Source organism: Gordonia jinghuaiqii (assembly GCF_014041935.1).
Classification (GTDB): Bacteria; Actinomycetota; Actinomycetes; order Mycobacteriales; family Mycobacteriaceae; genus Gordonia; species Gordonia jinghuaiqii.
In genome coordinates this window covers 3,200,508-3,225,603 of record NZ_CP059491.1, presented here as the reverse complement: position 1 = coordinate 3,225,603, position 25,096 = coordinate 3,200,508, and the positions used below count along the sequence as shown (strand labels likewise).

At 68.7% G+C, this 25,096-nt stretch carries 27 protein-coding genes and 1 pseudogene; 23 read left to right on the top strand and 5 right to left on the bottom strand.

What is annotated here, in order from left to right:
* Window positions 1-87: 87 nt before the first annotated feature.
* The 3 genes from bioB to H1R19_RS14335 are packed head-to-tail and all read left to right on the top strand — an operon-like array spanning window position 88 to window position 2,019.
* Window positions 88-1,122, top strand: coding sequence for a biotin synthase BioB (gene bioB, locus H1R19_RS14345; protein ID WP_219849374.1), 1,035 nt, complete (start codon window positions 88-90; stop codon window positions 1,120-1,122).
* A gap of 34 nt (window positions 1,123-1,156) precedes the next feature.
* A complete protein-coding gene (bsaP, locus tag H1R19_RS14340) occupies window positions 1,157-1,396 on the top strand; it encodes a biotin synthase auxiliary protein BsaP (RefSeq protein ID WP_219849373.1) in 240 nt (79 codons plus the stop codon).
* A complete protein-coding gene (locus H1R19_RS14335; RefSeq protein WP_244970713.1) occupies window positions 1,393-2,019 on the top strand; it encodes a DUF2567 domain-containing protein in 627 nt (208 codons plus the stop codon). Before bsaP ends, H1R19_RS14335 begins: the two co-directional genes overlap by 4 nt.
* Here the strand turns inward: H1R19_RS14335 and H1R19_RS14330 are convergent.
* Together H1R19_RS14330 and map are read right to left on the bottom strand one after the other, a co-directional pair.
* Window positions 1,982-2,746 (bottom strand): NUDIX hydrolase, encoded by a 765-nt coding sequence (locus tag H1R19_RS14330; RefSeq protein ID WP_219849372.1) that lies wholly within the window; start codon window positions 2,744-2,746, stop codon window positions 1,982-1,984. The two genes, H1R19_RS14335 and H1R19_RS14330, sit on opposite strands and share 38 nt — an antisense overlap.
* 73 nt (window positions 2,747-2,819) lie before the next feature.
* On the bottom strand, window positions 2,820-3,584 hold the full coding sequence (gene map / locus H1R19_RS14325; protein ID WP_188327880.1) for a type I methionyl aminopeptidase: 765 nt from the start codon (window positions 3,582-3,584) through the stop codon (window positions 2,820-2,822).
* A gap of 139 nt (window positions 3,585-3,723) precedes the next feature.
* On the opposite strand from map, the gene H1R19_RS14320 reads away from it, so the two are divergent.
* The 4 genes from H1R19_RS14320 (at window position 3,724) to nadC (ending at window position 6,654) form a co-directional block, all read left to right on the top strand.
* Entirely contained in the window at window positions 3,724-3,984 is a 261-nt protein-coding gene (locus H1R19_RS14320) for a helix-turn-helix domain-containing protein (protein ID WP_219849371.1), read from the top strand.
* Window positions 3,981-4,487, top strand: a complete 507-nt coding sequence (locus tag H1R19_RS14315) for a DUF1990 domain-containing protein (protein WP_219849370.1) — start codon at window positions 3,981-3,983, stop codon at window positions 4,485-4,487. Before H1R19_RS14320 ends, H1R19_RS14315 begins: the two co-directional genes overlap by 4 nt.
* A gap of 170 nt (window positions 4,488-4,657) precedes the next feature.
* Window positions 4,658-5,731 carry a quinolinate synthase NadA gene (gene nadA, locus H1R19_RS14310; protein WP_188327883.1) on the top strand — a complete coding sequence of 358 codons (1,074 nt, stop codon included), beginning with the start codon at window positions 4,658-4,660 and terminating at the stop codon, window positions 5,729-5,731.
* Between the two features lie 17 nt (window positions 5,732-5,748).
* Entirely contained in the window at window positions 5,749-6,654 is a 906-nt protein-coding gene (nadC, locus tag H1R19_RS14305; protein ID WP_244970993.1) for a carboxylating nicotinate-nucleotide diphosphorylase, read from the top strand.
* A 111-nt stretch (window positions 6,655-6,765) separates the two neighbouring features.
* Here nadC and H1R19_RS14300 read toward each other — a convergent pair.
* The 3 genes and pseudogenes from H1R19_RS14300 to H1R19_RS14290 form a co-directional block, all read right to left on the bottom strand.
* Window positions 6,766-8,381, bottom strand: a pseudogene (locus H1R19_RS14300) (HNH endonuclease signature motif containing protein).
* 266 nt (window positions 8,382-8,647) lie between these two features.
* The gene (locus H1R19_RS14295) at window positions 8,648-9,103 is read right to left on the bottom strand and encodes a hemerythrin domain-containing protein (RefSeq protein ID WP_219849369.1); all 456 of its coding nucleotides are present in this window, start codon (window positions 9,101-9,103) and stop codon (window positions 8,648-8,650) included.
* Window positions 9,104-9,319: 216 nt separating this feature from the next.
* Complete coding sequence (locus tag H1R19_RS14290; protein WP_244970712.1) at window positions 9,320-10,048, bottom strand: MerR family transcriptional regulator; 729 nt, start codon at window positions 10,046-10,048, stop codon at window positions 9,320-9,322.
* Between the two features lie 214 nt (window positions 10,049-10,262).
* Between H1R19_RS14290 and hisD the strand changes: the two genes are divergently transcribed.
* From hisD to lgt, 16 genes are all read left to right on the top strand, one after another.
* Window positions 10,263-11,606 (top strand): histidinol dehydrogenase, encoded by a 1,344-nt coding sequence (hisD, locus tag H1R19_RS14285; RefSeq protein ID WP_219851685.1) that lies wholly within the window; start codon window positions 10,263-10,265, stop codon window positions 11,604-11,606.
* Complete coding sequence (locus H1R19_RS14280; protein WP_219849367.1) at window positions 11,603-12,751, top strand: histidinol-phosphate transaminase; 1,149 nt, start codon at window positions 11,603-11,605, stop codon at window positions 12,749-12,751. The genes hisD and H1R19_RS14280 overlap by 4 nt, the downstream gene beginning before the upstream one ends.
* Window positions 12,748-13,386 (top strand): imidazoleglycerol-phosphate dehydratase HisB, encoded by a 639-nt coding sequence (gene hisB / locus H1R19_RS14275; protein WP_188327889.1) that lies wholly within the window; start codon window positions 12,748-12,750, stop codon window positions 13,384-13,386. Before H1R19_RS14280 ends, hisB begins: the two co-directional genes overlap by 4 nt.
* On the top strand, window positions 13,383-14,021 hold the full coding sequence (gene hisH / locus H1R19_RS14270) for an imidazole glycerol phosphate synthase subunit HisH (protein ID WP_188327890.1): 639 nt from the start codon (window positions 13,383-13,385) through the stop codon (window positions 14,019-14,021). The genes hisB and hisH overlap by 4 nt, the downstream gene beginning before the upstream one ends.
* Window positions 14,018-14,323 carry a hypothetical protein gene (locus H1R19_RS14265; RefSeq protein WP_244970711.1) on the top strand — a complete coding sequence of 102 codons (306 nt, stop codon included), beginning with the start codon at window positions 14,018-14,020 and terminating at the stop codon, window positions 14,321-14,323. Before hisH ends, H1R19_RS14265 begins: the two co-directional genes overlap by 4 nt.
* A 113-nt stretch (window positions 14,324-14,436) precedes the next feature.
* Window positions 14,437-15,180, top strand: a complete 744-nt coding sequence (priA, locus tag H1R19_RS14260) for a bifunctional 1-(5-phosphoribosyl)-5-((5-phosphoribosylamino)methylideneamino)imidazole-4-carboxamide isomerase/phosphoribosylanthranilate isomerase PriA (RefSeq protein ID WP_188327891.1) — start codon at window positions 14,437-14,439, stop codon at window positions 15,178-15,180.
* Window positions 15,180-16,001 carry an inositol monophosphatase family protein gene (locus H1R19_RS14255; protein WP_188327892.1) on the top strand — a complete coding sequence of 274 codons (822 nt, stop codon included), beginning with the start codon at window positions 15,180-15,182 and terminating at the stop codon, window positions 15,999-16,001. Before priA ends, H1R19_RS14255 begins: the two co-directional genes overlap by 1 nt.
* 85 nt (window positions 16,002-16,086) lie before the next feature.
* Window positions 16,087-16,860 carry an imidazole glycerol phosphate synthase subunit HisF gene (gene hisF, locus H1R19_RS14250; RefSeq protein WP_188327893.1) on the top strand — a complete coding sequence of 258 codons (774 nt, stop codon included), beginning with the start codon at window positions 16,087-16,089 and terminating at the stop codon, window positions 16,858-16,860.
* Between the two features lie 118 nt (window positions 16,861-16,978).
* On the top strand, window positions 16,979-17,374 hold the full coding sequence (gene hisI / locus H1R19_RS14245) for a phosphoribosyl-AMP cyclohydrolase (RefSeq protein ID WP_188327894.1): 396 nt from the start codon (window positions 16,979-16,981) through the stop codon (window positions 17,372-17,374).
* A 29-nt stretch (window positions 17,375-17,403) separates the two neighbouring features.
* Window positions 17,404-17,583, top strand: coding sequence for a tautomerase family protein (locus H1R19_RS14240; RefSeq protein WP_005179191.1), 180 nt, complete (start codon window positions 17,404-17,406; stop codon window positions 17,581-17,583).
* A complete protein-coding gene (locus H1R19_RS14235) occupies window positions 17,580-19,157 on the top strand; it encodes an anthranilate synthase component I (protein ID WP_219849366.1) in 1,578 nt (525 codons plus the stop codon). Before H1R19_RS14240 ends, H1R19_RS14235 begins: the two co-directional genes overlap by 4 nt.
* Before the next feature lie 74 nt (window positions 19,158-19,231).
* Window positions 19,232-19,969 carry a Trp biosynthesis-associated membrane protein gene (locus H1R19_RS14230; RefSeq protein WP_372631545.1) on the top strand — a complete coding sequence of 246 codons (738 nt, stop codon included), beginning with the start codon at window positions 19,232-19,234 and terminating at the stop codon, window positions 19,967-19,969.
* Window positions 19,970-20,117: 148 nt separating this feature from the next.
* The gene (gene trpC, locus H1R19_RS14225) at window positions 20,118-20,936 is read left to right on the top strand and encodes an indole-3-glycerol phosphate synthase TrpC (RefSeq protein WP_188327897.1); all 819 of its coding nucleotides are present in this window, start codon (window positions 20,118-20,120) and stop codon (window positions 20,934-20,936) included.
* A gap of 60 nt (window positions 20,937-20,996) precedes the next feature.
* The gene (gene trpB / locus H1R19_RS14220) at window positions 20,997-22,322 is read left to right on the top strand and encodes a tryptophan synthase subunit beta (protein ID WP_219849365.1); all 1,326 of its coding nucleotides are present in this window, start codon (window positions 20,997-20,999) and stop codon (window positions 22,320-22,322) included.
* Window positions 22,319-23,128: a tryptophan synthase subunit alpha gene (gene trpA / locus H1R19_RS14215; RefSeq protein WP_188327899.1), complete on the top strand. Its 810-nt coding sequence runs from the start codon at window positions 22,319-22,321 to the stop codon at window positions 23,126-23,128. Before trpB ends, trpA begins: the two co-directional genes overlap by 4 nt.
* Before the next feature lie 64 nt (window positions 23,129-23,192).
* The gene (gene lgt / locus H1R19_RS14210; RefSeq protein ID WP_219849364.1) at window positions 23,193-24,818 is read left to right on the top strand and encodes a prolipoprotein diacylglyceryl transferase; all 1,626 of its coding nucleotides are present in this window, start codon (window positions 23,193-23,195) and stop codon (window positions 24,816-24,818) included.
* The last annotated feature ends 278 nt before the right edge of the window (window positions 24,819-25,096 follow it).

The window sequence follows — 25,096 nt, the reverse complement described above, 5'->3', positions numbered from 1 at the left end:
ACCACAACCTGAGCGCAACACCACAACCTGAGCGCAACACCACAACCTGAGCGCAACACCACAGCCCGATACACAAGGAGTTCACCCGTGACCCAGGCAACCGTCGACGCCACGCCCGCCCAGATGTCGGAGGACATCCTCGCCATCGCCCGAGCCCAGGTGCTCGAGCGCGGTGAGCCGTTGGACCGGGAGCAGGTCCTGGCTGTCCTGCGCCTGTCCGACGACCGTCTCACCGAGCTGCTGCAGCTCGCCCACGACGTGCGCATGCGCTGGTGTGGACCGGAGGTCGAGGTCGAGGGCATCATCTCGCTGAAGACCGGCGGCTGCCCGGAGGACTGCCACTTCTGCTCGCAGTCGGGTCTGTTCGCCTCCCCGGTGCGCAGTGCCTGGATCGACATCCCCTCGCTGGTCGAAGCCGCCAAACAGACCGCCAAGACCGGTGCCACCGAGTTCTGCATCGTCGCTGCGGTCCGCGGTCCGGACAAGCGCCTGCTCAGCCAGGTCGCCGCCGGTATCGAGGCCATCCGCAACGAGGTCGACATCCAGATCGCCTGCAGCCTGGGCATGCTCACCCAGGAGCAGGTCGACCAGCTCCGTGACATGGGTGTACACCGCTACAACCACAATCTCGAGACCGCCCGCAGCCACTTCCCGAACGTGGTCACCACCCACAGCTGGGAGGAACGCTGGGACACCTTACGCATGGTCCGTGAAGCGGGCATGGAGGTGTGCTGCGGCGGCATCCTCGGCATGGGCGAAACCCTCGAGCAGCGGGCCGAGTTCGCCGCCGAGCTCGCCGATCTCGAGCCGGACGAGGTGCCCCTGAACTTCCTCAACCCGCGGCCCGGCACTCCCTTCGGTGACCTCGACGTCCTGCCCGCCGCCGAGGCGCTCAAGTCGGTCGCGGCCTTCCGCCTGGCCCTGCCGCGCACGATCCTGCGGTTCGCCGGTGGCCGCGAGATCACTCTCGGTGACCTCGGCGCCAAGCAGGGCATCCTCGGCGGGATCAACGCCGTCATCGTGGGCAACTACCTGACGACACTCGGACGTCCCGCCGAGGACGACCTCGATCTCCTCAGCGATCTGTCGATGCCCATCAAGTCGCTGAACGACACGATCTGACGATCAGGTCGGACGTGATGGGTAGCGTGTTCTCATGATCGACACCGTTCCGGGTCCACTCGCCGAGCCGTGCCGGTTCGGGGTCCACACCGGACTCGAACTGGAACTGCAGGCGCCCGACGCCGTCCCGCCGGCCGCCCGGCTCGGTCTCGAACCCCCGCGGTTCTGCGGCCAGTGCGGGCGCCGGATGGTGGTTCAGGTGCGCCCCGACGGCTGGGATGCGCGGTGCTCGCGTCACGGCACCGTCGATTCCACCGAACTGGGCCGCCGGTGAGAACGCCGGTTCCGCACACGCGCCGCGGATCGGCCCGGCCGGAGCGCCCGACGTCGGTGCTGCTGGCGATCACAGCGGTGGTGATCCTCCTCGGTGCGGTCGCCGGGATGATCTGGGCGTCACTGACGCCGCCGAGCACCGGCGTGGTGATCGAGGGGGCCCGAGGTGACATCCCCGTCGACTTCGACGGGATCGGAGCATTCGCGCTGGTGATGTTCGGTTACGGCGGCGTCGCGGCACTCGTGGTGTGGCTGGCGGCGAAACCGTGGCGCGGCGTCGTCGGTTTCGTGTGGCCTGCGCTGGGCACGGTGGCCGGTGCGGCGCTGGCGGCAACGGCCGGGATGAGGATCGCCGGCCTTCGGTTCCACGACGACCCCGCCGATCTGCCGGTGGGGACGATGTACCGGGTCGTCCCCGAGCTCTGGCTCGAAGGTGCGACGCGCGCGGGACAGAGCGCGTCGTGGACGCTGCTCATCTGCGCACCGTTCGCCTTCGCGCTGGTGTATCTGGTGTGCGTGTTGTCCTCGCGGACAGCTGATCTCGGTGTCGGAGACCTGGATCTTCACGACCCGTCGGCGGAGGAACTCACATCGGCGGGCGTAGCGTCGCGAACTCATCGGTGACGCGCAACTCGGTGTCGGCGAAGGCGTAGAGCGCAGGCGGCCGCCCTCCGGATCGCCCCGTCTTGCCGAGTGTGCCGGTTGCCACCACGACGGCACGTCGACTCAGGATGCGCAACAGATTGGTCGTGTCGACCGGGTAACCGAGTGCGGCGCAATAGATCTCGGACAGCTGCGACATCGGGAACTGCTTCGGGGCCAGCGCGAACGCGATGTTGGTGTAGGAGAGCTTGGCGGCCAGGCGGTGTCGTGCGGTGTCGATGATCTCGCCGTGATCGTAGGCGACCGCGGGCAATGAGTCGACGGCGAACCAGCGGGCGGCGTCGGGCAACGACGCCGACGCATCGGAGGGGACCAGCCCCATGTAAGTGGATGCGATGGTTCGAATCCCGGGAACGCGATGCGGATCGGAGAACACCGACAACTGCTCGAGGTGGGCGATCTCGCGGACATCCATCGTGTCCGCGACGAGCCGGCGGGCACTGGTCGAGAGCGTCTCGTCGGCGCCCACGCCGCCGCCGGGCAGAACCCAGCGCCCCGACTCCGACCCAGACGCCCGCTCAGACCCAGACGCCGGCTCAGACTCAGACTCAGACAGCAGCACGCACAGCGTGGGTTCCGCAGTGGTCTCGGCCGTCGCCGGTGGACGTATCTGCAGTACGACGCTGAGAACCTCGACCCGGAGGGCGGTGCCGTCGGCGACGGGAGGCTCGGAGCCGGCGGCAGGCATGCGGTCGATTGTATGGCCCGTACCGCCGGGGGAGCCCACTTCGGCGACCCACACCTCGGGACACACCTCGCGCTCACGCCGTGGTGAGCACCAGCGCCTCCCCGTCGGTGACCGCGATGGTGTGTTCGCTGTGGGCGCCGCGGGAGCCGTCGAACGAGCGGATGGTCCAGCCGTCGGCGTCGAATTTGATGCGTTCCGACCCGAGGGTGAACCACGGCTCGAGGGCGAGCGTCAGTCCGGGCTGGAGTGTCATCCCCCGACCCGGTCTGCCCGTGTTCGCCACGTGCGGGTCCTCGTGCATGGTCCGGCCCAGCCCGTGGCCGCCGAATTCGGTGTTGACCCGATAGCCGTAGGACTTGGCGACCGCCCCGATCGCGGCCGAGATGTCGCCGAGTCGGGCGTTCGGACGGGCGGCGTCGATGGCAGCCTGCAATGCCTCCTCGGTGGCGGCGATGAGACGCTGATCATCGGGGCGTGGCGTCCCGACGATGAGGCTGCGCGCCGAATCGGCGACCCAGCCGTCGATGGCCACCGCGATGTCCATCGACAACAGGTCGCCGTCCTCCAGTACGTAGTCGTGGGGGAGTCCGTGCAGCACTGCGTCATTGACCGACAGGCAGATCACATTGCGGAACGGTCCGCGCCCGAAGGAGGGGGTGTAGTCCCAGTAGCACGACTGGGCCCCGCGTTCGGCGATGAGTTCACGTGCGCGTTCCTCGAGTTCGAGGAGGTTGACCCCGACGTCGGCGCGGCCGGAGAGATCGTCGAGCAGATCCGCGATGAACCGCCCGGTCACTCCCATGGCGGCCACCTCCGCCGGTGACTTCAGTTCGACCATGTTGTTGTCCCTCCGTGACATGCCGTGTTCCGGTATAGAAATACCGATCTCCCGGTATAGGTATACCGCACGTCGCCTTCCTCCTGCGACGCGCCGGTAATCCCGGTATAGAAATACCGAATCCGATACGCTGGTCCGCATGGTGCGTAACCCGTTGACCCCGGAACAGATCGCGGCCGGCCGCAGGCTGGGTGCGCGGCTCCGCGAACTCCGCGGTGCCCGACCGCTGGCCGACGTGGCGCTCGGTGCCGGGATCTCACCGGAGACGCTGCGCAAGATCGAGACCGGCCGGATGCCCACACCGGCATTCGCCACGATCGCCGCGCTCGCGCGTGCGCTGGACACCTCACTCGACGACCTGGCACTGGTGCTCGACGGCCAGGTCGCACGCGCCGGATGACGGTGCAACGAATGGGCCTGACCTATCCCGAGGTCGGGGCCACTGCCGCGGAGTTGCCCGCCGGCTATCACCACCTGCGCCGCTCTCGCGTCGTCGGTGCGGGGAGGGACTGCTTCGCGGCCGCGGGGCAACGAATCCTGGAGTGGGACATGCATCGTCGCGCGGGCATCGATGTCGAGGCGACGACCCCTCCGGCGGCGTCGGGGCTGGTCGTCGGCATGCGACTGGGCCTCGGGCGTGTCGGTGTCACCGCGCGGTGCCGGGTGGTCGAGATCATCGACACCCCACGTGAGCGCGGGTTCGCCTACGGGACTCTCGCCGGGCATCCCGAGATCGGTGAGGAACGATTCTGGGTGCAGCTGCTCGACGATGACACCGTGGTCGCGCACGTCGTCGCCTTCTCTCGGCCGGGGAAGTGGTTTACCCGGATCGGTGGGCCCGTCGGCCGTCTCGTCCAGTCGCGGATCACCGATCGATACCTGGATGCGCTGATGTGTCCGTGACCGGTGTCCGGTGACCGTGCCGGCGGCGGGAATGAACCAGGTGTGGCGAATGTTACGATGCACATGTTTTCGACCATGAGTCGAAAACCTGCCTCGGACACACGGCCCGTGATCTGGGGACACCAGTGACCCGGCGGCTTGCCGCCGCCGGGACAGCCAGAGGAGTGGCAATGAGCATCACCAGTGATCGCCCCGCGGCCGTGACCGCGCCCGCGGGTTCGGGCTCAGCGCTCATGGATGCCGCATGGTTCGACGCACCCGGTGGCTACACCGGAGTGGAACCGACCCAGGAGTGGGCGGAGGAGGTTCGACGCCTCGCACGTGCCCGTAACGCAACCCTGCTCGCGCACAACTACCAGCTGCCGGCGATCCAGGACGTCGCCGATCACGTCGGTGACTCCCTCGCGCTGTCGCGCATCGCTGCCGAGGTCGACTCGGACGAGATCATCTTCTGCGGCGTGCACTTCATGGCCGAGACCGCCAAGATCCTCAGCCCCGACAAGCGCGTCCTGATCCCGGACGAGCGTGCCGGCTGCTCCCTGGCCGACTCGATCACCGCCGACGAGCTGCGCGAGTGGAAGGCCGAGTTCCCCGACGCGGTCGTCGTGTCGTACGTCAACACCACCGCCGAGGTGAAGGGCCTCACCGACATCTGCTGCACGTCGTCGAACGCGGTGGACGTCGTCGCCTCGATCGATCCCGATCGGGATGTGCTGTTCCTGCCGGACCAGTTCCTCGGCGCGCACGTCAAGCGCGAGACCGGTCGCGACAACATCCACATCTGGGCGGGTGAATGCCACGTCCACGCCGGCATCAACGGCGACGAGCTCGCCGAGCAGGCCGCCGCCCACCCGGGTGCCGATCTGTTCATCCACCCCGAATGTGGTTGCGCCACCTCGGCTCTGTACCTCGCGGGCGAAGGTGCGGTCCCGGAGGATCGCGTCAAGATCCTGTCCACCGGCGGCATGCTCGACGCCGCACGCCAGACCGGCGCCTCGCAGGTCCTCGTCGCCACCGAGATCGGCATGCTGCACCAGTTGCGCAAGGCCGCGCCCGGAATCGACTTCCAGGCCGTCAACGACCGCGCGTCGTGCCCGTACATGAAGATGATCACCCCCGCCGCGCTGCTGCGCTGCCTGCGTGAGGGACGCGACGAGGTGTTCGTCGACGCCGATGTCGCCGAGAAGGCACGTAAGAGCGTCGAGCGCATGATCGCGATCGGCAACCCCGGGGCCGGCGAATGAGCGTGAGTGAAGTTGCTGTGGGCGACGGATTCGTCGGGCAGGCCGCGGGTGGCACCCTGGGATCGCCGGTCGACGACGAGGTCCGTGCGCTGATCCGGACCGCGCTCGACGAAGACCTCCGCTACGGGCCCGACGTCACCACGTCATCGACCGTGCCCGAGGACGCGACCGTCGACGCGGCGATCGTCAGCCGCTCACACGGGGTGATCGCGGGCGTGCCCGTCGTCGAGGCCGTCTTCGACGAGGTCATCGGCGCGGGCGGGTACTCGATCACCAGCCGGGTCGACGACGGCACCCGTGTGGAGCCGGGCACCGTCGTCCTCGCCGTGCACGCCCCGACGCGCGCGCTGCTGACCGCCGAACGCACCGCGTTGAATCTGATCTCGCACATGTCGGGTATCGCGACGGCCACCGCCGAGTGGGTGGCGGCGATCGAGGGTACCGGCGCGACGATCCGTGACACCCGAAAGACGTTGCCGGGACTGCGTTCGCTGCAGAAGTACGCCGTACGAGCCGGCGGGGGAGCCAACCACCGCATGGGACTCGGCGACGCCGCACTCATCAAGGACAACCACGTGGCCGCCACCGGGTCCGTCGCGGCGGCGCTGCAGGCGGTGCACGCCGCGGCTCCCGGACTGCCGGTGGAGGTCGAGGTGGATTCACTGGCTCAGCTCGACGAGGTCCTCGAACTCGAACCACAGCTGGTGTTGCTGGACAACTTCCAGCCCTGGGAAACCCAGATGGCAGTTCAGCGTCGGAACACCCGCTCGCCGGAGACCAAGCTGGAGAGCTCCGGAGGTTTGTCGCTGGAGGTCGCCGCGGACTACGCCCGCACCGGCGTCGACTATCTTGCCGTCGGCGCGCTGACCCATTCGGTCACCGTGCTCGATCTGGGTCTGGACATCCCCGCGCCGAAGGACTGAGGCGGCCGAAGGACTGAGGCTGCCGGTCAGGCACGGTTGCCGGCGGACAGGCTCGAACGGGTGCCCGCACGCGCCCCCTGATCTGAGTGAACCGCGAGCCCGCGGACACCATCAACCAGTTGCGTTACGCTGCAGTCGGTGTCGGACGAGGATCTGTTCGAGGTGGGCTTCGACCGATGTCAGAGGCCGTGTTTCAGTGCGTGGATGTGGCGACTCCGGCGTGATCATCGGTCGGTAGTCGATCACCCGGCGCAGACTGAGGCTCAGGTCATCTGGGTGCGGGTCACCAGGGCGTGCCTCATCGCCGGACGTCTGTGGTCCGTGGATCTCGTCGCGCACCTGTGTCAGATGTCGGGCGAACCGGCTGGGTATGTCGGGTCGCCGGTTGATGCGTTCGGGGTTGGGTGGCGCGCCGGGCTGGGTGTTGAGTCGCCACACGCAACGGCCCTCGTCGGCTCCGTGACGTTGCATCCGGGTGGTGTAGTGGCCGGGGCGGCCGCTGACCATCCGGTTGTGTTTCGGGCAGGCCGGTGCGAGGTCGGTGATGTCGGTGAATCCGCCGTCGGCCCAGTCTCTTTCGGCGTGATGCATCTCCACGTGGGTCGCGGGTTGGTCGCAGCCCGGTGCCGAGCACACCTCGCCGTCGGGTCTGGCGAAGGAGACCAGACGCTGATCGCGGGTGGCGAGCCGTTTGCCGTGTCCGAAGTACAGCGGGACGGCGGTGGCGTCTTTGAACACCGCGAGATGGGGCTGGGCGTCGGCGGCGAGGGCGAGGACGTCGGAGATGGGCAGAAGGTTGCCGGTCGCGGTGGTCGCCAGACCGGCTTCGCGGATGAGATCGTTGAGGTCGGCTTTGACGATCAGCTGCACCGGAAGCCCGCGGTGGGTCTCACCCCAACAACCCGTCTTCCAGGACTGCCTTCAGGAGAGCGTCGAACGCGTCGTGGTTGCGTTGGGCGGGTGTACGGTCATCGCGATCGGCGGCGGCCGCGACCTGGGCCGGGTCGGCGTCTTCGTAGGCGCCGCAGGGCGATTCAGGGTCGTTGGGGTTGTTCATCCCGGGTTTGGCCCAGACGGCGAGCATCGTGGAGATCCGGGCAGCCAACTCGGGTGTGAGATTTCCGGTCATCTTGGCGGTGCCGTCGGCGCGCTGTCGATTGAGCCAGAGGTTGCGGCGGCGGGTGCGGTCGGCGTCGTCGGTGAGGGTGCCGTCGGGGTCGAGGTGTGCGAGGAGTCGTGCGCCGAGATTGGTGATGTCGGCGGGGGTGTGGTCGACGGCGATCTCGGTCATCTGTCGTTCGGCGGCCACCTTCACGTCGTGATCGACGGCGTGGGGAATCTGGTCGAGCACGTCGATGACAGCGCGCACGTGGGCCGAACCCACCCGTCCGTCGGCGAAGGCGTCGGCCAGCGTCGGGTGCTGCGGCGACAGTGGCTCACCGGTCGTGAGATCGGAAAATGTTGCGGTGGCGACCATCTGGTTGCGTCGACGCATGGGTTCGGCGATGCGGAGGCGGTGTGTCATGAACTCCGATGATGCTGCGGTACCCGGTCTTCTGGGGCAGCCCGCGGTCGGTGGCTTCGACGATCTGACGGTCACCGGCGAAACCGATTCGGGCAATGGCCCTTTCGGTCTCGGCGGCGATGTCGACCAGTTCGGCATCGGAGCACTTCGTCAGGTCTGCCGTCTGCAGCCGGCCGACGAGGGTGTGGATTGCGGCGATGATCTCGCCGGCGCCGCCCGATGGGGCGGTCGTGGAATCGGCAACAATGTCGGCCACCGCTGTCGCCCCCCTCGGGAAACCGATAGTGCGAATACATGTTCGAGACGACCTGCAATTCCACTGGCGCGCAACGAGTGTCGGAGATGCTTGTGGGCCCGGGGATGTCGGTGGTGTGTGATAACGCGCTGTCGATGCGGTCGGGGGATCGTCTGTTCAGCAGTAGGTGTCGCTGATCGATACCTATTGCTGACCGTGTCCGAGCGACTCGCCTAGATGCCCGTCTCGAGCATCTTCTCGCCGGGGTGCGCCCGGTGCCATGCCGCGATCGCGGCGTCCCACTGATCGCCGTCGAGTGTGGTCACCGACGCCGGGAACAGCGCGTCCTCTTCTTTCGCGATGTGCAGATGGAGGGCGAAGACCGCGTCTCGGAATCTGTCCTCGTCGGCGGGATCGGCGAGATCCATCGACGCCAGGAACGCGCCGAGTTCACGGTGTTCGGCGACGAGCGGGTCGATGTACTCGACGAAGAGGTCGTGCTCGGTGTCGAGCAGCTGGGCGAACAACCCGTCCTCCTCGCCTCGCCAGTGGGATCGGAGTTCGTCGGCGAGACGTCCGGCGAGGTCGCGTGCACGGTCGAGATCCCCCGCATCGAGCGCGCGCACCGCGTCCCCGCCGAAGTTCACGACGCGTTCGTGCTCGGCGGTGTAGTCCCGCAGCAACGGCATGTCGCGGCACCCGCAGTATTGGCACACTGTCTTGCCTCTCGGTCGTCGGGCAGCCCACGCGCTCGTCGGCGTCCGATCGGTGGCCACAGCTCCACGGTAGGAGCATCGGCGCGATTGCGCCGGCACATGGGTGTCCTACCCATCGAAAGGCGGCCCCGACGGTCAGGGACTGCCGACCCCCAGGGGCTCACGAACTGCCCCGGGAGCACGGCGGGGCTATCCGCCGAGCCGCTCGTCCGCGTAGATGACCATCGCGTCCCGCTGGTACTCGGCGAGGCCCTCGGCGATCTTCTCGTAGTTCACCGTGAACCGCTCGTCGTCCACATACATCTGCCCCAAGCACTTGTATGCCTCACGATCAGGCGTCCAGAACCGGCAGATGCCCTGGTAGTGCTCGTGTACCTCCTCCTGGACCGCCGGGTCGGCGACCGGCGTACCGGTGGTCATGAACTCGGCCATCCGGATCATCGCCGCGGTCAGTTCCCGCTGCATCTGTTCGACGTCCTCGGGGGACAATGCCGCGGTGTTGCGCCGAGACTGTTCGAACTCTTCCGGCCAACGTTCGCGGGCCTCGTCGTCGTATTGCGTGTGATCGAAGCCCTCGAACAGATTCTCCGGGCGGTTGACCTTGTCTGTCATCTGCGTCTTCCCTTCGAGCTCGGCGATGGTGCGTGCCACGGTCTGCGCCATGCGAGCCATGCGGTCACGCTCCGCGAGCAGGCGGATGTGTTGTCTTCTCAGGGCGGCCAGCGTGTTCGGCTCGGAGTCGACCGACTCGGCGATCTCGGCCAGTCCCAGGCCGAGTTCGCGCAGGACGAGGATCTGCTGCAGTCGCAGCAGTTGCTCCTCCTCGTAGAAGCGGTAGCCGTTGGCGCCCACCCGGGCAGGCGTGAGCAGTCCGATGTCGTCGTAGTGCCGCAGGGTGCGGGCGGTGACCCCCGACATCCTCGCCACCTCGGCGATCGACCAGATCATCGCGATTCCCATCGTCCGTGAGGCCGGTGGTTCCGGCCTCGTCTTCGACCGTAGAAGTTGCCGCAACGGAAAGGTCAAGCGGATATTCGACGACCGGCGAACCGCTGTCACCACCGCGTGGGAAACCCGCTGGCGAGCGACCCGTATCCTGGATGGGTACATTCTCGCACCACCAGGAGAGATCATGCTCGCCCGAATTGACCTGCGCGGTAGCACGCCTACGCTCGCCGAATTGCGTCGTGCGCTGCCCCGCGGGGGTACCGATGTCAACGCCGTCCTCGACACGGTGACGCCGGTGGTGCATGCGGTGGCCGAGAGCGGCAGCAGCGCCGCGCTCGACTTCGGTGAGAAGTTCGACGGTGTCCGGCCGGCGTCGGTGCGGGTGCCCGCCCAGGTCATCGCAGATGCACTGGCGAACCTCGACCCGCAGGTCGCCGACGCGCTGCGCGAATCCATCGCCCGCGCTCGGAAGGTCCACGCCGACCAGCGCCGGGAGACCACCCGCACGCAGGTGGTCGACGGCGGCGTCGTCAGTGAGAAGTGGATCCCGGTCCGTCGCGTCGGCCTCTACGTTCCCGGCGGCAATGCGGTCTACCCGTCGTCGGTGATCATGAACGTCGTCCCCGCTCAGGAGGCGGGCGTCGGCTCGCTCGTCGTCGCATCGCCCCCGCAGAAGGACTTCGGCGGCTGGCCGCACCCGACCATCCTCGCCGCGTGCGCACTGCTCGGCGTCGACGAGGTGTGGGCCGTGGGCGGTGCCCAGGGCGTGGCCCTCCTCGCCTATGGCGGCGTCGACACCGGCGCGGCCGACGAGCCGAACGCCGTGCTCGACCCCGTCGACCTCATCACCGGCCCCGGCAACATCTACGTCACCGCCGCAAAGCGACTGTGCCGCAGCGTGGTCGGGATCGACTCCGAGGCAGGACCGACCGAGATCGCGATCCTCGCCGACGACTCGGCCGATCCCGGCATCCTCGCCTCCGACCTGATCAGCCAGGCCGAGCACGACGTCCTCGCCGCCTCTGTGCTCGTCACCGACAGCGCCGAGCTCGCCGACGCCGTCGACATCGCGCTCGACGCCCAGGTCGCCACGACCAAACACCGCGAGCGCGTCACCACGGCGCTGGCGGGGGAGCAATCCGGAATCGTCCTCGTCGACGACCTCGAAGCCGGACTCGCCGTCGTCGACGCCTACGCCGCCGAGCACCTCGAGATCCAGACGCGCGACGCCGCCACGGTCGCCGACCGCGTGCACAACGCGGGTGCGATCTTCGTCGGCCCGTATGCACCGGTCAGCCTCGGCGATTACTGCGCGGGCTCCAATCACGTTCTCCCGACGTCGGGTTCGGCGCGGTTCGCCTCGGGTCTGTCCGTGCAGACCTTCCTCAAGGGCGTCCACGTCATCGACTACGACGAGGCCGCCCTGCGTGAGGTCGCCGACAAGGTCGTGACCCTCGCCGACGCCGAAGACCTTCCGGGCCACGGCGACGCGGTCAAGCAGCGTTTCCTGGGGAGCGTCACCTCGTGACTGCCTCCGACGCTGCGACCAGCCGCATCCCCGGGGCGCGCATCACCGTCGACGACCTTCCCCTGCGCGCGAATCTGCGCGGCAAGAGTGCTTATGGCGCACCGCAACTCAAGGTCCCGGTGATTCTCAACACCAACGAGAACCCGCATCCCCCCTCGGCCGCGCTGATCGACGACGTCGCCGACTCGGTCCGCGAGGCAGCCGGCGAGCTGCACCGCTACCCCGACCGCGACGCCGTCGCCCTGCGTACCGATCTGGCCGCCTATCTCACCCGGGCCACCGGTGTGCAGCTAGGCGTCGAGAACCTCTGGGCGGCAAACGGTTCCAACGAGATCCTGCAGCAGTTGCTGCAGGCGTTCGGGGGACCGGGACGCAGCGCACTGGGCTTTGTGCCGTCGTATTCGATGCACCCGATCATCGCCGACGGCACCGACACCACGTGGCTGGTCGCCGCGCGCGCCGGTGACTTCACACTCGACACCGACTACGCCGTGGCCGAGGTCGCCAACCGGCTGCCCGACGTCGTCTTCGTCACCTCGCCGAACAACCCGACCGGCGGTTCGATCCCGCTCGCCGACCTCCGGCGCATCGTCGAGGCGGCACCGGGCATCGTCATCGTCGACGAGGCGTACGGCGAGTTCTCGGCCGCGCCGAGTGCCGTCGAACTCCTCGACGAGTTCCCGGCCAAGGTCGTCGTCAGCCGCACCATGAGCAAGGCCTTCGCCTTCGCCGGCGGACGCCTCGGCTACCTCGCCGCCGCGCCTGCGGTCGTCGACGCCATCCAGCTCGTCCGGCTGCCGTACCACCTGTCGGTGCTGACCCAGGCCGCCGCGCGCGCGGCGCTGCGGCACAGCGACGACACCCTCGCAGGTGTCGCGGCGATCATCGCCGAACGCGAGCGCGTCGTCGCCGCACTGTCGGAGTTCGGGTACCGCGTCGTCGACTCCGACGCCAACTTCGTGCTGTTCGGGAGGTTCCGGGATGCTCCGGCGTCGTGGCAGCGTTACCTCGACAACGGCGTCCTCATCCGCGACGTCGGGATCGCCGGTCACCTCCGCGTGACCATCGGCCTGGCGCACGAGAACGACGCCTTCCTCGACATCAGCCGCACGCTCGCCTCAACAGATCTGGAGAACACTCAGTGAGCACCCCCACACCCGGGAGCCCGACACCGCGGATCGCCAAGGTCGAACGGACGACCAGGGAATCCTCGATCGTCGTCGAGTTGAACCTCGACGGCACCGGGGTCACCGACATCTCCACCGGCATCGCCTTCTTCGACCACATGCTCACCGCCTTCGGTCAGCACGGCAGCTTCGACCTCACGGTCAAGGCGCAGGGCGACATCGAGGTCGAGGGCCATCACACCATCGAGGACACCGCGATCGTCCTCGGCCAGGCACTGGGGCAGGCCCTCGGCGACAAGAAGGGCATCCGCCGCTTCGGCGACTCCTGGATTCCGATGGACGAGACGCTCGCGCAGGCCGTCGTCGACGTGTCCGGACGCCCCTACTGCGTGCACACCGGCGAACCCGACCACATGCTCACCGCGGTGATCGGCGGCTACCCGGGTGTGCCGTACTCGACGGTCATCAACCGGCACGTCTTCGAGTCGATAGCACTCAACGCCCGCATCGCCCTGCATGTCCGGGTGCTCTACGGCCGCGACCAGCATCACATCACCGAAGCCGAGTTCAAGGCGGTGGCGCGGGCCCTGCGCGCGGCGACCGAGTACGACGCACGGGTGAGTGGTGTGCCGTCGACGAAGGGTGCGCTGTGAGCATCGACGTCACCATCCTGGACTACGGTTCCGGCAACCTCCGGTCGGCGCAGCGCGCCCTGGAACGGACCGGCGCGACGGTGACCGTGACCTCCGACTTCACCACCGCCCTCGAGGCCACCGGCCTGGTCGTGCCGGGCGTCGGCGCCTTCGCCGCCTGCATGGACGGGTTGCGCGCGGTCAAGGGTGACCGCATCGTGGGTCGACGCCTCGCGGGTGGCCGACCCGTTCTCGGCATCTGCGTCGGCATGCAGATCCTCTTCGAGCGCGGCGTCGAGTTCGGTGTGGAGGCGGACGGGTGCGGCGAATGGCCGGGTAGCGTCACCCAGCTTCCCGCGCCGGTGTTGCCGCACATGGGCTGGAACACGGTCGACGCGCCGGAGGGCTCGGTGTTGTTCGACGGCCTCGACGCCGACACGCGGTTCTACTTCGTGCACTCCTACGCGGCGCAGACGTGGGAGATGGACAACGAGGGTTCGCCGCTGACCGCACCCAAACTGACCTGGTCCGAACACGGCGGCCGATTCCTGGCCGCGGTCGAGAACGGCCCGCTCTCGGCCACGCAGTTCCATCCGGAGAAGTCCGGTGACGCCGGCGCTCACCTCCTCGAGAACTGGGTGCGGGCACTGTCATGACCCTGGGCGGGGAGTCTCCGGCGGATCGCGGCGTCCAGGGCCCGGCCCTGCGGCCCGCCGCCGGTTTCTCGATCGCCAAACTCGCGTTCTACGCTCTCGGCGCGGGCGTGCTCGTCCTGGCGGTGTCGGTGCCCGTCATCGTGCTGTGCGCGCACTGGTCGCCGTTCGCGGGTCTGGTCGCCGCACTGGTAGCGGTGGCGGCGATGATCGCCGCGATCGGTACGGTGGCAAACCGCATGGTCAATCGCGCCCGGGCGGCGATGCTCGCCGAGCAGGCGGGCCATCGCCCGGACGCTTCCTGAGCACGGATGCCGCGACACCCGACCCGCCCCACGAGGAACACCGCACACCGAACACGCACGCCGACAAGAACATGCACGCCGAGAACACGCACACAGACAGGAAAGATTCACCCATGGGCAGCACTCTCGAGCTCCTTCCCGCCGTCGACGTCGCCGACGGGCAGGCGGTCCGCCTGGTCCAGGGGGCGGCCGGCACCGAGACCTCCTACGGCTCGCCGCGGGACGCCGCCCTGGCATGGCAGCGCGACGGTGCCGAGTGGATCCACCTCGTCGATCTCGACGCGGCGTTCGGCCGTGGCGACAACCGCGACCTGCTCGCCGGTGTCGTCGGTGAGCTCGACGTGAAGGTCGAGTTGTCCGGCGGAATCCGCGACGACGACTCGCTCGCCGCCGCGCTCGCCACCGGCTGCACCCGCGTGAACCTCGGCACCGCCGCCCTCGAGAACCCCGAGTGGTGCGCCCGTGCGATCGCCGAACACGGCGACCGGATCGCCGTCGGACTCGACGTCATCCGGGACGGCGAGTCCTACCGTCTGCGCGGACGGGGCTGGGTCACCGACGGCGGGGACCTCTGGGAGGTCCTGGAGCGACTCAACCGCGACGGCTGCGCACGCTACGTGGTGACCGATGTGTCCAAGGACGGCACGCTCAAGGGTCCCAACCTGGAACTGCTCGCCGAGGTGGCCGCTGCCACCGACGCCCCGATCGTCGCCTCCGGTGGCGTCTCGGCCGTCGACGATCTCGTCGCGATCGCCGGCCTCACCGATCAGGGTGTCGAGGGAGCCATCGTCGGCAAGGCGCTGTACGCGGGCCGCTTCACGCTGCCCGAGGCCCTGACGGCCGTCGCCGGGGTCTGATGAGCGCTTCGGAAGCCACTCTCGACCTGCCACGGCTCCTCGACACCGCGGGGTCGATCCTCGACCGCGCCGTCGATCGCTTCGTCGACGGCCAGGGTGCGCCGAGCGCGGTGCACAAGGGCGGCACCGACTTCGCCACCCAGATCGATCTCGATCTCGAACGTTCCATCGGTGCCGAACTGGCCGATCGCACCCAGATCCCGGTGCACGGGGAGGAATTCGGCGGCGCCGACGTCGTCGACGGTCCGGTGTGGGTCCTCGATCCGATCGACGGCACCTTCAACTACTCCGCGGGCATGCCGCTCACCGGCATCCTCCTCGGCCTCGTCGTCGACGGCGAGGCCACTCTCGGACTCACCTGGCTGCCCCTGGTCGGGCGCCGCTACGCCGCGCACGCCGACGGTCCGCTGCTGATCGACGGCGAGGCGGTCTCACCGCCGCCGGACATCCCGCTCGAGGAGGCCGCGATCGCCTTCGGTCCGTTCAATGCGCGAAGCGGCGGGCCTTACCCGGGCGCACGTCGCGCCGACCTGCTCCGTGAGGTCAGCACCCGCGCCGCCCGCATCCGGATGACCGGATCCACCGGTGTGGACATGGCGTTCACCGCCGCCGGGGTGTTCGGCGGGGCGGTGGCCTTCGGCCGCCATCCGTGGGACAACGCCGCGGGCGCCGCCCTGGTCCGCGCGGCCGGCGGTGTGGCGACCGACATCGCAGGAGAGCCGTGGACCGTCGCGTCGCCCTCTCTCGTGGCCGGGGCCCCGCGCGTGCATGCGGGACTGATGCAGGTCATCGGCGAGACGATCGGAGAGTGGTCGCCGTGACCGCCGGACCGTCCGCGAGCCAGGATTCCGTAGGAGAGAGGCCGGCCCGACCCATGGAGCGCACCGACATGAAGGAGACCCGACGATGACTCTGGCGACCCGGGTCATCCCGTGCCTGGATGTCGACGACGGCCGCGTCGTGAAGGGCGTGAATTTCGAGAACCTGCGCGACGCAGGCGACCCCGTCGAGCTCGCCGAGCGTTACGACCGTGAGGGCGCCGATGAGCTGACCTTCCTCGACGTCACCGCGTCGAGCTCGGGCCGCTCCACGATGATCGACGTCGTGAAGCGCACTGCGGACCAGGTCTTCATCCCGCTCACCGTCGGTGGCGGCATCCGCACGGTCGACGACGTCGACACCATGCTGCGTGCCGGTGCCGACAAGGTCAGCGTCAACACCGCGGCCATCGCCCGGCCGGAGGTGCTCGGCGAGATGAGCCGGCGGTACGGCTCACAGTGCATCGTGCTGTCGGTCGACGCGCGCACCGTTCCCGAGGGTTCGAAACCCACCCCGTCGGGCTGGGAGGTCACCACCCATGGCGGTCGCAAGGGCACCGGGATCGACGCCATCGAATGGGCGGTCCGCGGACAGGAACTCGGGGTCGGCGAGATCCTGCTGAACTCGATGGACGCCGACGGCACCAAGGCGGGTTTCGACCTGCGCATGCTGGCCGCGGTCCGGGCGGCGGTGTCGGTACCGGTGATCGCCAGCGGCGGCGCCGGGAAGGTCGAGGATTTCGCACCGGCCGTCGAGGCGGGCGCGGACGCGGTCCTCGCGGCATCGGTCTTCCACTTCGGCGAACTGACCGTCGCCGAGGTCAAGGCGGCCATGCGCGACGCGGGGATCACCGTCCGATGAGCAACGAGCCGTACCGGTCCGGCCCCGATTCGTCCGGCCCCGATTCGTCCGCCCCCGATCCGTCCGCCCCCGATCCGTCCGCCCCCGATCCGTCCACCACCGACAGGGGAGTTCGCTGATGGCACTCGATCCCGATCTCGCCGCCCGGCTCAAGCGCAATGCCGACGGATTGTTCACCGCGGTCGCGCAGGAGCGCGGCACCGGAACGGTCCTGATGGTCGCGTGGATGGACGACGTCGCACTGGAACGCACGCTGGCGACCCGCAAGGGCACGTACTACTCGCGGTCGCGTCAGGAGTACTGGGTCAAGGGTGAGACCAGCGGCCACACGCAGTACGTGCACGACGCCCGTCTGGACTGCGACGGCGACACCGTCCTGCTCGTCGTCGATCAGGTCGGGGCGGCCTGTCACACCGGCAATCACAGTTGCTTCGACACCGAGTCGCTGACCTTCGGGGCCGACGCCCGGACCGGGGCCGACCCGGCACCGGAGTCCGCCGGCCCAGCACAATAGATCGAGACCCGAAGAAAGGCGGCGTGCCCATGCCCCTCATCCAGATCTCGCAGACGCCGGGACTGTCCGACCGCGTCAAGCGCGAGACCATCGCGGCGGTGACCGAGGCCTACGCCAAGGCCACCGGCAAGAACCCCGATTCGGTCTGGGTCACCATCACCGAGGTACCCCGGTCCCAGTGGGGCGTCGGCGGCGAGCCGCTCGGATGACCGCCACCTCGTCGGCGCAGGCCGCCACCACCTCTCTCGAGGAGTTCCTCGACCTCGCCCGCGACCATCGCGTGGTGCCGGTGACCCGCAAGGTGCTCGCCGACTCCGAGACGCCCCTGTCGGCCTACCGCAAGCTCGCCGGCGAGCGACCGGGCACGTTCCTGCTCGAGTCGGCCGAGAACGGCCGGTCGTGGTCGCGCTGGTCGTTCATCGGCGCGGGCGCACCGTCGGCGCTCACCGTCGTCGACGGTCAGGCGCACTGGTGGGGTTCGGTGCCTGCAGGCGCCCCCACCGGCGGCGACGCCCTCGACGTCCTCGCCGAGTCGCTGCGTGTGCTCAAGACGGACCCGCTGCCCGGTATGCCGCCGCTGACCGGCGGCTTCGTCGGCTTCATGGCCTACGACATGGTGCGACGCCTCGAACGTCTCCCCGAGACCACGGTCGACGACCTCGGCCTCCCGGACATGATGATGGTGCTGGCCACCGACCTCGCGGCCGTCGACCACCACGAGGGCACGATCACGCTGATCGCCAATGCGGTGAACTGGGACGGTTCCGACGAGCGGGCCGAGGAGGCCTACGCCGACGCGCTCGCGCGCCTGGACGACATGACCGAGGCGCTCGCCGCGCCCGCCCCGTCGACCGTCTCCACCTTCGACCGTCCGAGCCCCGACTTCCGCGCTCAGCGCTCACTGGCCGAGTACAGCGAGATCGTCACCAGCATCGTCGGCGAGATCGAGGCGGGGGAGGCGTTCCAGGTCGTGCCGTCGATGCGGTTCGAGATGGACTCCGACGCCGACCCGCTCGACGTCTACCGCGTGCTGCGCGCATCCAACCCGAGCCCGTACATGTACCTGCTGCGCATGCCCGGGACCGAATGGGCCGCAACAGATTCCGACACCAGCGACGCCGTTGCGCGACAGCCGTTCACGATCGTCGGCAGCAGTCCCGAGGCTCTGGTCACGGTGGCCGACCGGGTGGCGACCACCCATCCCATCGCCGGCACCCGCTGGCGCGGCGCGACCGAGGAAGAGGACCAGCTCCTCGGCAAGGGACTGCTCGAGGACGAGAAGGAGAACGCCGAGCACCTGATGCTGGTCGATCTCGGTCGCAACGACCTCGGGCGAGTCTGCATACCGGGCACCGTCAAGGTCAGCGACTACCGCCACATCGAGCGCTACAGCCACGTCATGCACCTGGTCTCGACCGTGTCGGGGACCCTGCGCGACGACAAGCACGCACTCGACGCGGTCACCGCATGTTTCCCGGCCGGAACGCTCACCGGTGCACCCAAGGTGCGTGCGATGGAACTCATCGACGAACACGAGAAGACCCGACGCGGTCTCTACGGCGGCATCGTCGGCTACCTCGACTTCGCAGGCAACGCCGACACCGCCATCGCCATCCGAACCGCCCTGCTCGCCCGCGGGCAGGCCTACGTGCAGGCCGGCGGAGGGGTGGTCGCCGACAGCGAGCCCGAGTACGAATACAACGAGGCGCGCAACAAGGCCACCGCGGTGCTCAACGCGGTCGCCGCCGCGTCCACCATGCGTCGTGTCGGAGGGGCATCGTGAGCTACTCCGACGCTGACCTCGAGGCCATCCGACGCAAGTCGGTGCGACGCTTGCAGATCGTCGCCGCGCTCCTGATGGCCGCGGCCGCCGCCGCGTTCTGGGGTGCGAGCCGCATGACCTGGGCGACCATCTCCGCCGAGGACGGACTGTCACCCCAGCGCGCGTTCGAGGTGAACGGGGCCGACTGGAGTCCGTGGCTCACCCCGCTCGCACTGGTGTACCTCGCGGGGATCGCCGCGGCACTCCTGGTTCGCGGCTGGGCGCTGCGAATCGTGGCGCTGCTGGTCGCGGCCGGCGGAGTGCTGGCGGCATTCCCGGCGATCTCGCTGGTCGTCGGGGGAGCCGATTCCGACTATGCCGCCGACGCCGGCAGCATCCCCGACCGGTACGTCGTGATCTACATCGACACCAACTCGCTGGCCGCCATCGTCGTCCTGGTCGGCACGGTGTGTGCGGTCGCCGCCGCGGTCACGCTGCTGCGCGTCGTGAAAGGTGCGACGACGTCGTCGTCGTCGAAGTACACGACACCCGCCGCGCGGCGCGAGGAACTCGAAACCGAGATCTTCGCCGACTACGAGCGGCGTAAGGCCGCAGGCTCGGTGGCCGACACCCCCTCGGCAGGGGTCGACGGCAACGGTGAGCGCACCGCGGACAGCAATGGTGATCGCGCCGCGGGCGGCGATGGGCACGCACCCGACGCGAACGAACGAATGATGTGGGATGCGCTCGACACCGGCATCGACCCGACCGACTCGGGCACGCCCGACTCGGACACATCCGGCCCGGATACGCCCGGCTCCGGCGACCGCTGACCCCCCGATCGACGGCGGCACGTGTGTTCCACTGCCCGGTGCGGGCCGACGGTGTGGCGTCGGTAAAGATCTTGCAACCCGGCCGCAGATGGGCGGGAGGCCCCGTCTACCCTGAGTGCACACGACGAGCGAAAGGGAGCAAGTCGCTGTGAGCATGCCCAACGTTCTCGAGTCGATCATCGAGGGAGTGAAAGCCGACGTCGCCGCTCGCGAAGCGGTGGTCGACTTCGCGGCTGTCAAGGCGGCGTCGTCGAAGGCTCCCGGTCCCAAGGACGCGATGGCCGCACTCCGCCAACCCGGTATCGGCGTCATCGCCGAGGTCAAGCGCGCCAGCCCGTCCAAGGGTGAACTCGCCAACATCGGGGACCCCGCAGAGCTCGCCCGCTCCTACGAGGAGGGTGGCGCCCGCATGATCAGCGTGCTCACCGAGGAACGACGCTTCCGCGGCTCACTCGCCGACCTCGACGCCGTCCGCGCCGTCGTGAACATCCCGGTGCTGCGCAAGGACTTCATCGTCGGCACCTATCAGATCCATGAGGCCCGCGCCCACGGCGCGGACGTCATCCTTCTGATCGTCGCCGCACTCGAGCAGAACGTCCTGGCCTCGCTCCTCGACCGCACCGAGAGCCTGGGCATGACCGCGCTCGTGGAGGTGCACACCGAGGAGGAAGCCGATCGCGCACTCGAAGCCGGTGCCTCGGTGGTCGGCGTCAACGCCCGCAACCTCAAGACCCTCGAGGTCGAACGCGACACCTTCTCGCGTATCGCTCCGGGGCTGCCCACCGAGACCATCCGTATCGCCGAGTCGGGTGTGCGGGGGACCGCGGACCTGCTGGCCTACGCGGGTGCCGGCGCCGACGCCGTACTCGTCGGCGAGGGACTCGTGACCAGTGGTGACCCCCGTGCCGCGGTGCGCGAGCTGGTGACCGCGGGTACCCACCCGTCCTGCCCTAAACCTGTTCGCTGACAACGCCTTCGGGTCGTGTTCGGCCCATGTCGTCGTCGGCCCGATCGACAGTGAGATGTAGTGACCGCCCAGCATGAATCGTCTGAGACCTTGTCGCTTCCGGCCGCCAGCGTCGGGTTGACCACGCGTACGTCGCTCGAGCCCGATGAGCAGGGCCATTTCGGCGTCTACGGGGGCCGGCACGTTCCCGAGGCGTTGATGGCGGTCATCGACGAGGTCACCGCCACCTATTTCAAACTCCGCAACGACGACGATTTCCTCGCCGAGCTCGACCGTCTGCAGCGTGACTACGCCGGCCGGCCGTCGCCGTTGTACGAGGCCCGCCGACTGTCGGAGATGGCCGGGGGAGCGCGCATCTTCCTCAAGCGCGAGGACCTCAACCACACCGGGTCACACAAGATCAACAACGTTCTCGGACAGGCTCTTCTGGCCCAGCGGATGGGCAAGCGCCGCATCATCGCCGAGACCGGCGCGGGTCAGCACGGGGTCGCTACCGCGACCGCGTGTGCGCTGCTCGGTCTCGAGTGCGTGATCTACATGGGCCGGGTCGACACCGATCGCCAGGCGCTCAACGTGGCCCGGATGCGTCTGCTCGGCGCGGAGGTCATCGCCGTCGACAACGGTTCGGCGACCCTCAAGGACGCGATCAACGAGGCGATGCGTGACTGGGTCACCAACGCGCACAACACCTACTACTGTTTCGGGACCGCTGCCGGACCCCATCCGTTCCCGGTCATGGTGCGCGATCTGCAGCGCGTCGTCGGCCTCGAGGCCCGCGTCCAGATCCTCGACAAGGCAGGCCGTCTGCCCGATGCGGTGACCGCGTGCGTCGGTGGCGGCTCCAACGCGATCGGCATCTTCCATCCCTTCATCGACGACGAGGGTGTCCGGCTCGTCGGCTTCGAGGCAGCCGGCGACGGCGTCGAAACCGGTCGCCACGCAGCCACTTTCACCGGCGGTACGCCCGGCGCTTTCCAGGGTGCGTACTCCTACCTGCTGCAGGACGAGGACGGGCAGACGATCGAATCCCATTCGATCTCCGCGGGTCTGGACTACCCGGGCGTCGGTCCCGAGCACGCCTACCTCAAGGACACCGGCCGCGCCGAATACCGCCCGATCACCGACACCGAGGCGATGGACGCGCTCGCGCTGCTGAGCCGGCGTGAGGGCATCATCCCCGCGATCGAGTCGGCCCATGCGGTCGCCGGCGCACTCAAGCTGGGTCAGGAACTCGGCGAGGGGGCGGTCATCGTGGTCAGCCTGTCCGGACGAGGCGACAAGGACGTCGACACCGCCGCCCGCTGGTTCGGTCTGTTCGACACCCCGCCGTCGCAGGACGAGGCGCACACATCCACCGACACCCAGAAGCCGGGAGAACAGGCATGAGCGCACAGGCGAGCCCGTCCAAGCTCGGTCCCGTCTTCGAGAAGTGCCGCGACGAGGGCCGTAGCGCGCTCATCGGCTATCTGCCGGTCGGCTTCCCGACCGTCGACGAGTCGCTCGCCTCCTTCCGGACCATGGTCGAGGCCGGTTGCGACATCATCGAGGTCGGCGTGCCCTACTCGGATCCCGTCATGGACGGTCCGACCATCCAGGACGCCGCCGACCAGGCCATCATCAACGGGGTCCGCGTGCGTGACGTGTTCACCGCGGTCGAGGCCATCACCTCCGCGGGCGGTCACGCCGTGGTCATGAGCTACTGGAATCCGGTGCTGCAGTACGGCGTCGAGAACTTCTCGCGCGACCTCGCCAACGCGGGCGGGGCCGGGCTCATCACGCCGAACCTGATCCCCGAAGAGGGCTCGCAGTGGCATGCGGCGTCGGACGAGTACGGTCTCGACCGCATCTACCTGGTTGCCCCGTCCTCGACGACCGAGCGGATCGCGCTCACCGTCGACGCCTCGCGCGGCTTCGTCTACGCCGCGTCCACGATGGGTGTGACCGGTGCGCGAGATGCGGTGTCGGACATGGCCCCCGAATTGTGTGCGCGTGTGCGTGAGTACTCCGACATCCCGATCGGCGTCGGCCTGGGTGTCCGAAACCGTGAGCAGGCCGCGCAGATCGCCTCGTACGCGGACGGCGTGATCGTCGGTTCGGCGCTCGTGACCGCGGCCAAGGCGGGTCAGGATCGGCTTGCCTCGCTGGTGTCCGAGCTCGCCGAGGGCGTTCGGTCGCGCCGCGCTGCCGTCTGATCGGATCACCGCAGGCCCCGGTGGCACGCGTGGTACCGGCGGTGGGGTCGGTTAGGGTGACACCGTGATCGCGCCGAGCTCGACGTTGCTGGCCTACATCCCCAGTCCGCCCCAGGGCGTGTGGGAGATCGGGCCGTTCCCGCTGCGCGCCTACGCGCTGTGCATCATCGCGGGCATCGTCATCGCTGTCTGGTGGGGTAATCGTCGGTGGGTCGCTCGCGGCGGCCAGGACGGCGAGGTTCTCGACGTCGCGATCTGGGCGGTCCCGTTCGGTCTGATCGGTGGTCGTGTCTATCACGTGATCACCGACTGGAAGACCTATTTCGGCGCGGATGCGCTCAAGGAGCCTGCCGATGTCTTCCGGATCTGGGACGGCGGTCTCGGGATCTGGGGTGCGGTCGCGCTGGGTGCGGTCGGCGCCTGGATCGGCGCTCGACGCCGCGGGATCCGCCTGCCTGCATTCGGTGACGCGATCGCGCCGCCGATTCTGTTGGCGCAGGCCATCGGTCGTCTCGGCAACTACTTCAATCAGGAGCTCTACGGCCGGGAGACGACGCTGCCGTGGGGTCTGGAGATCTTCGAACGAGAGAACTCCGCCGGTTACGCCGATCCCGGCCTGATCGACGGCGTGTCGAACGGCGTCGTGGACCGGGTGGTGCACCCGACGTTCCTCTACGAGCTGCTGTGGAACGTGCTGATCGTCGTGGTCCTGGTGGTTCTGGACCGTCGGTTCCGCATCGGCCACGGCAGGCTGTTCGCGTTGTATGTCGCCGGCTACTGCCTCGGCAGGTTCTTCGTGGAGATGCTGCGCGACGACCGCGCCGCCGTCGCCAACGACATCGCCGGTATCCGCCCGAACCTCTTCACCGCGGCACTGGTGTTCCTCGCCGCGATCATCTATTTCGTGGTCGCGCCCAAGGGTCGCGAGCAGGGCCTCGAGATGTACCACGAGGACCGCGCCGCCGAACTCGAGGAACAGGGCATCGCGGGCTACGTCGACGACTGGTACGACGAGGAACTGGACGACGAGGTACCGGCAGCCGTCGAACCGGAGGCTGTCGAACCGGAGGCCGTCGAGTCGGAGGGCGTCGAGTCGGACGCTGTGGAGTCGGAGGCTGTGGAGCCTGCGGCCGACGAATGGGAGGCTGTCGAACCGACCATCGAGCCGGAGGCCGACGACGCTCCCATCGAACCGGAGGCCGACGACGCCCCCGGCGAGCCGGAGACCGCCGAGCCCGAAGCCGACGGCGCTCCTGTATCGGTTCCCGAGACGACGCCCGGGTCCACGGGGTCCGACGCCGAATCCGACGCCGAAGCAACGGCTGATGAGGCGACAACCGAACAGGCGACCACCGAACAGGCGACCACCGAACAGGCGACCACCGAACAGGTGGCGACTGAGCAGGCAACGCCTGATGAAGCAACTCCTGACGAGGCAACTCCTGACGAGGCAACTCGTGACGAGACAACACCCGAGGCCGTCACCCCCGAGGAAGCCACCTCCGACGAGGTAACGCCCGAGGCCGCTACCCCCGACCAAGCCACCCCGGACGATTCCAACCCCGACGAAGCCACCCCCGACGCGGCGCCCGTCGACGAGGTGTCAGGTGCCGAGGGGTCAGGTGCCGAGGAATCAGGTACCGACACCGCAGGTCCCGAGGTGTCCTCGGAGGACTCCGACAAGTCCTGAGGGACTCACCTCCGGACTTCTGTCCCCGCCGTGTGTCCGTTCGGTCGTGAGTGTCACAGCATTTCCGCACCGACGGTGCTTGTGAGGTTCGGATAGGATCGGATCTCACGGCGCGCGACCCCTCCGCCCGGTACCGACCGTCACGGCCCTCGAGAAGCCACGACGATTCCGACTCACCCCGGTACCGATCTCGGCACGGTCACCCGCGCGTCGCGCAATGCTCCTCGGGCCAGTGCTGTCCCATTGGACACTCAGCAGGCGGACCGTTCGCGGTTCGG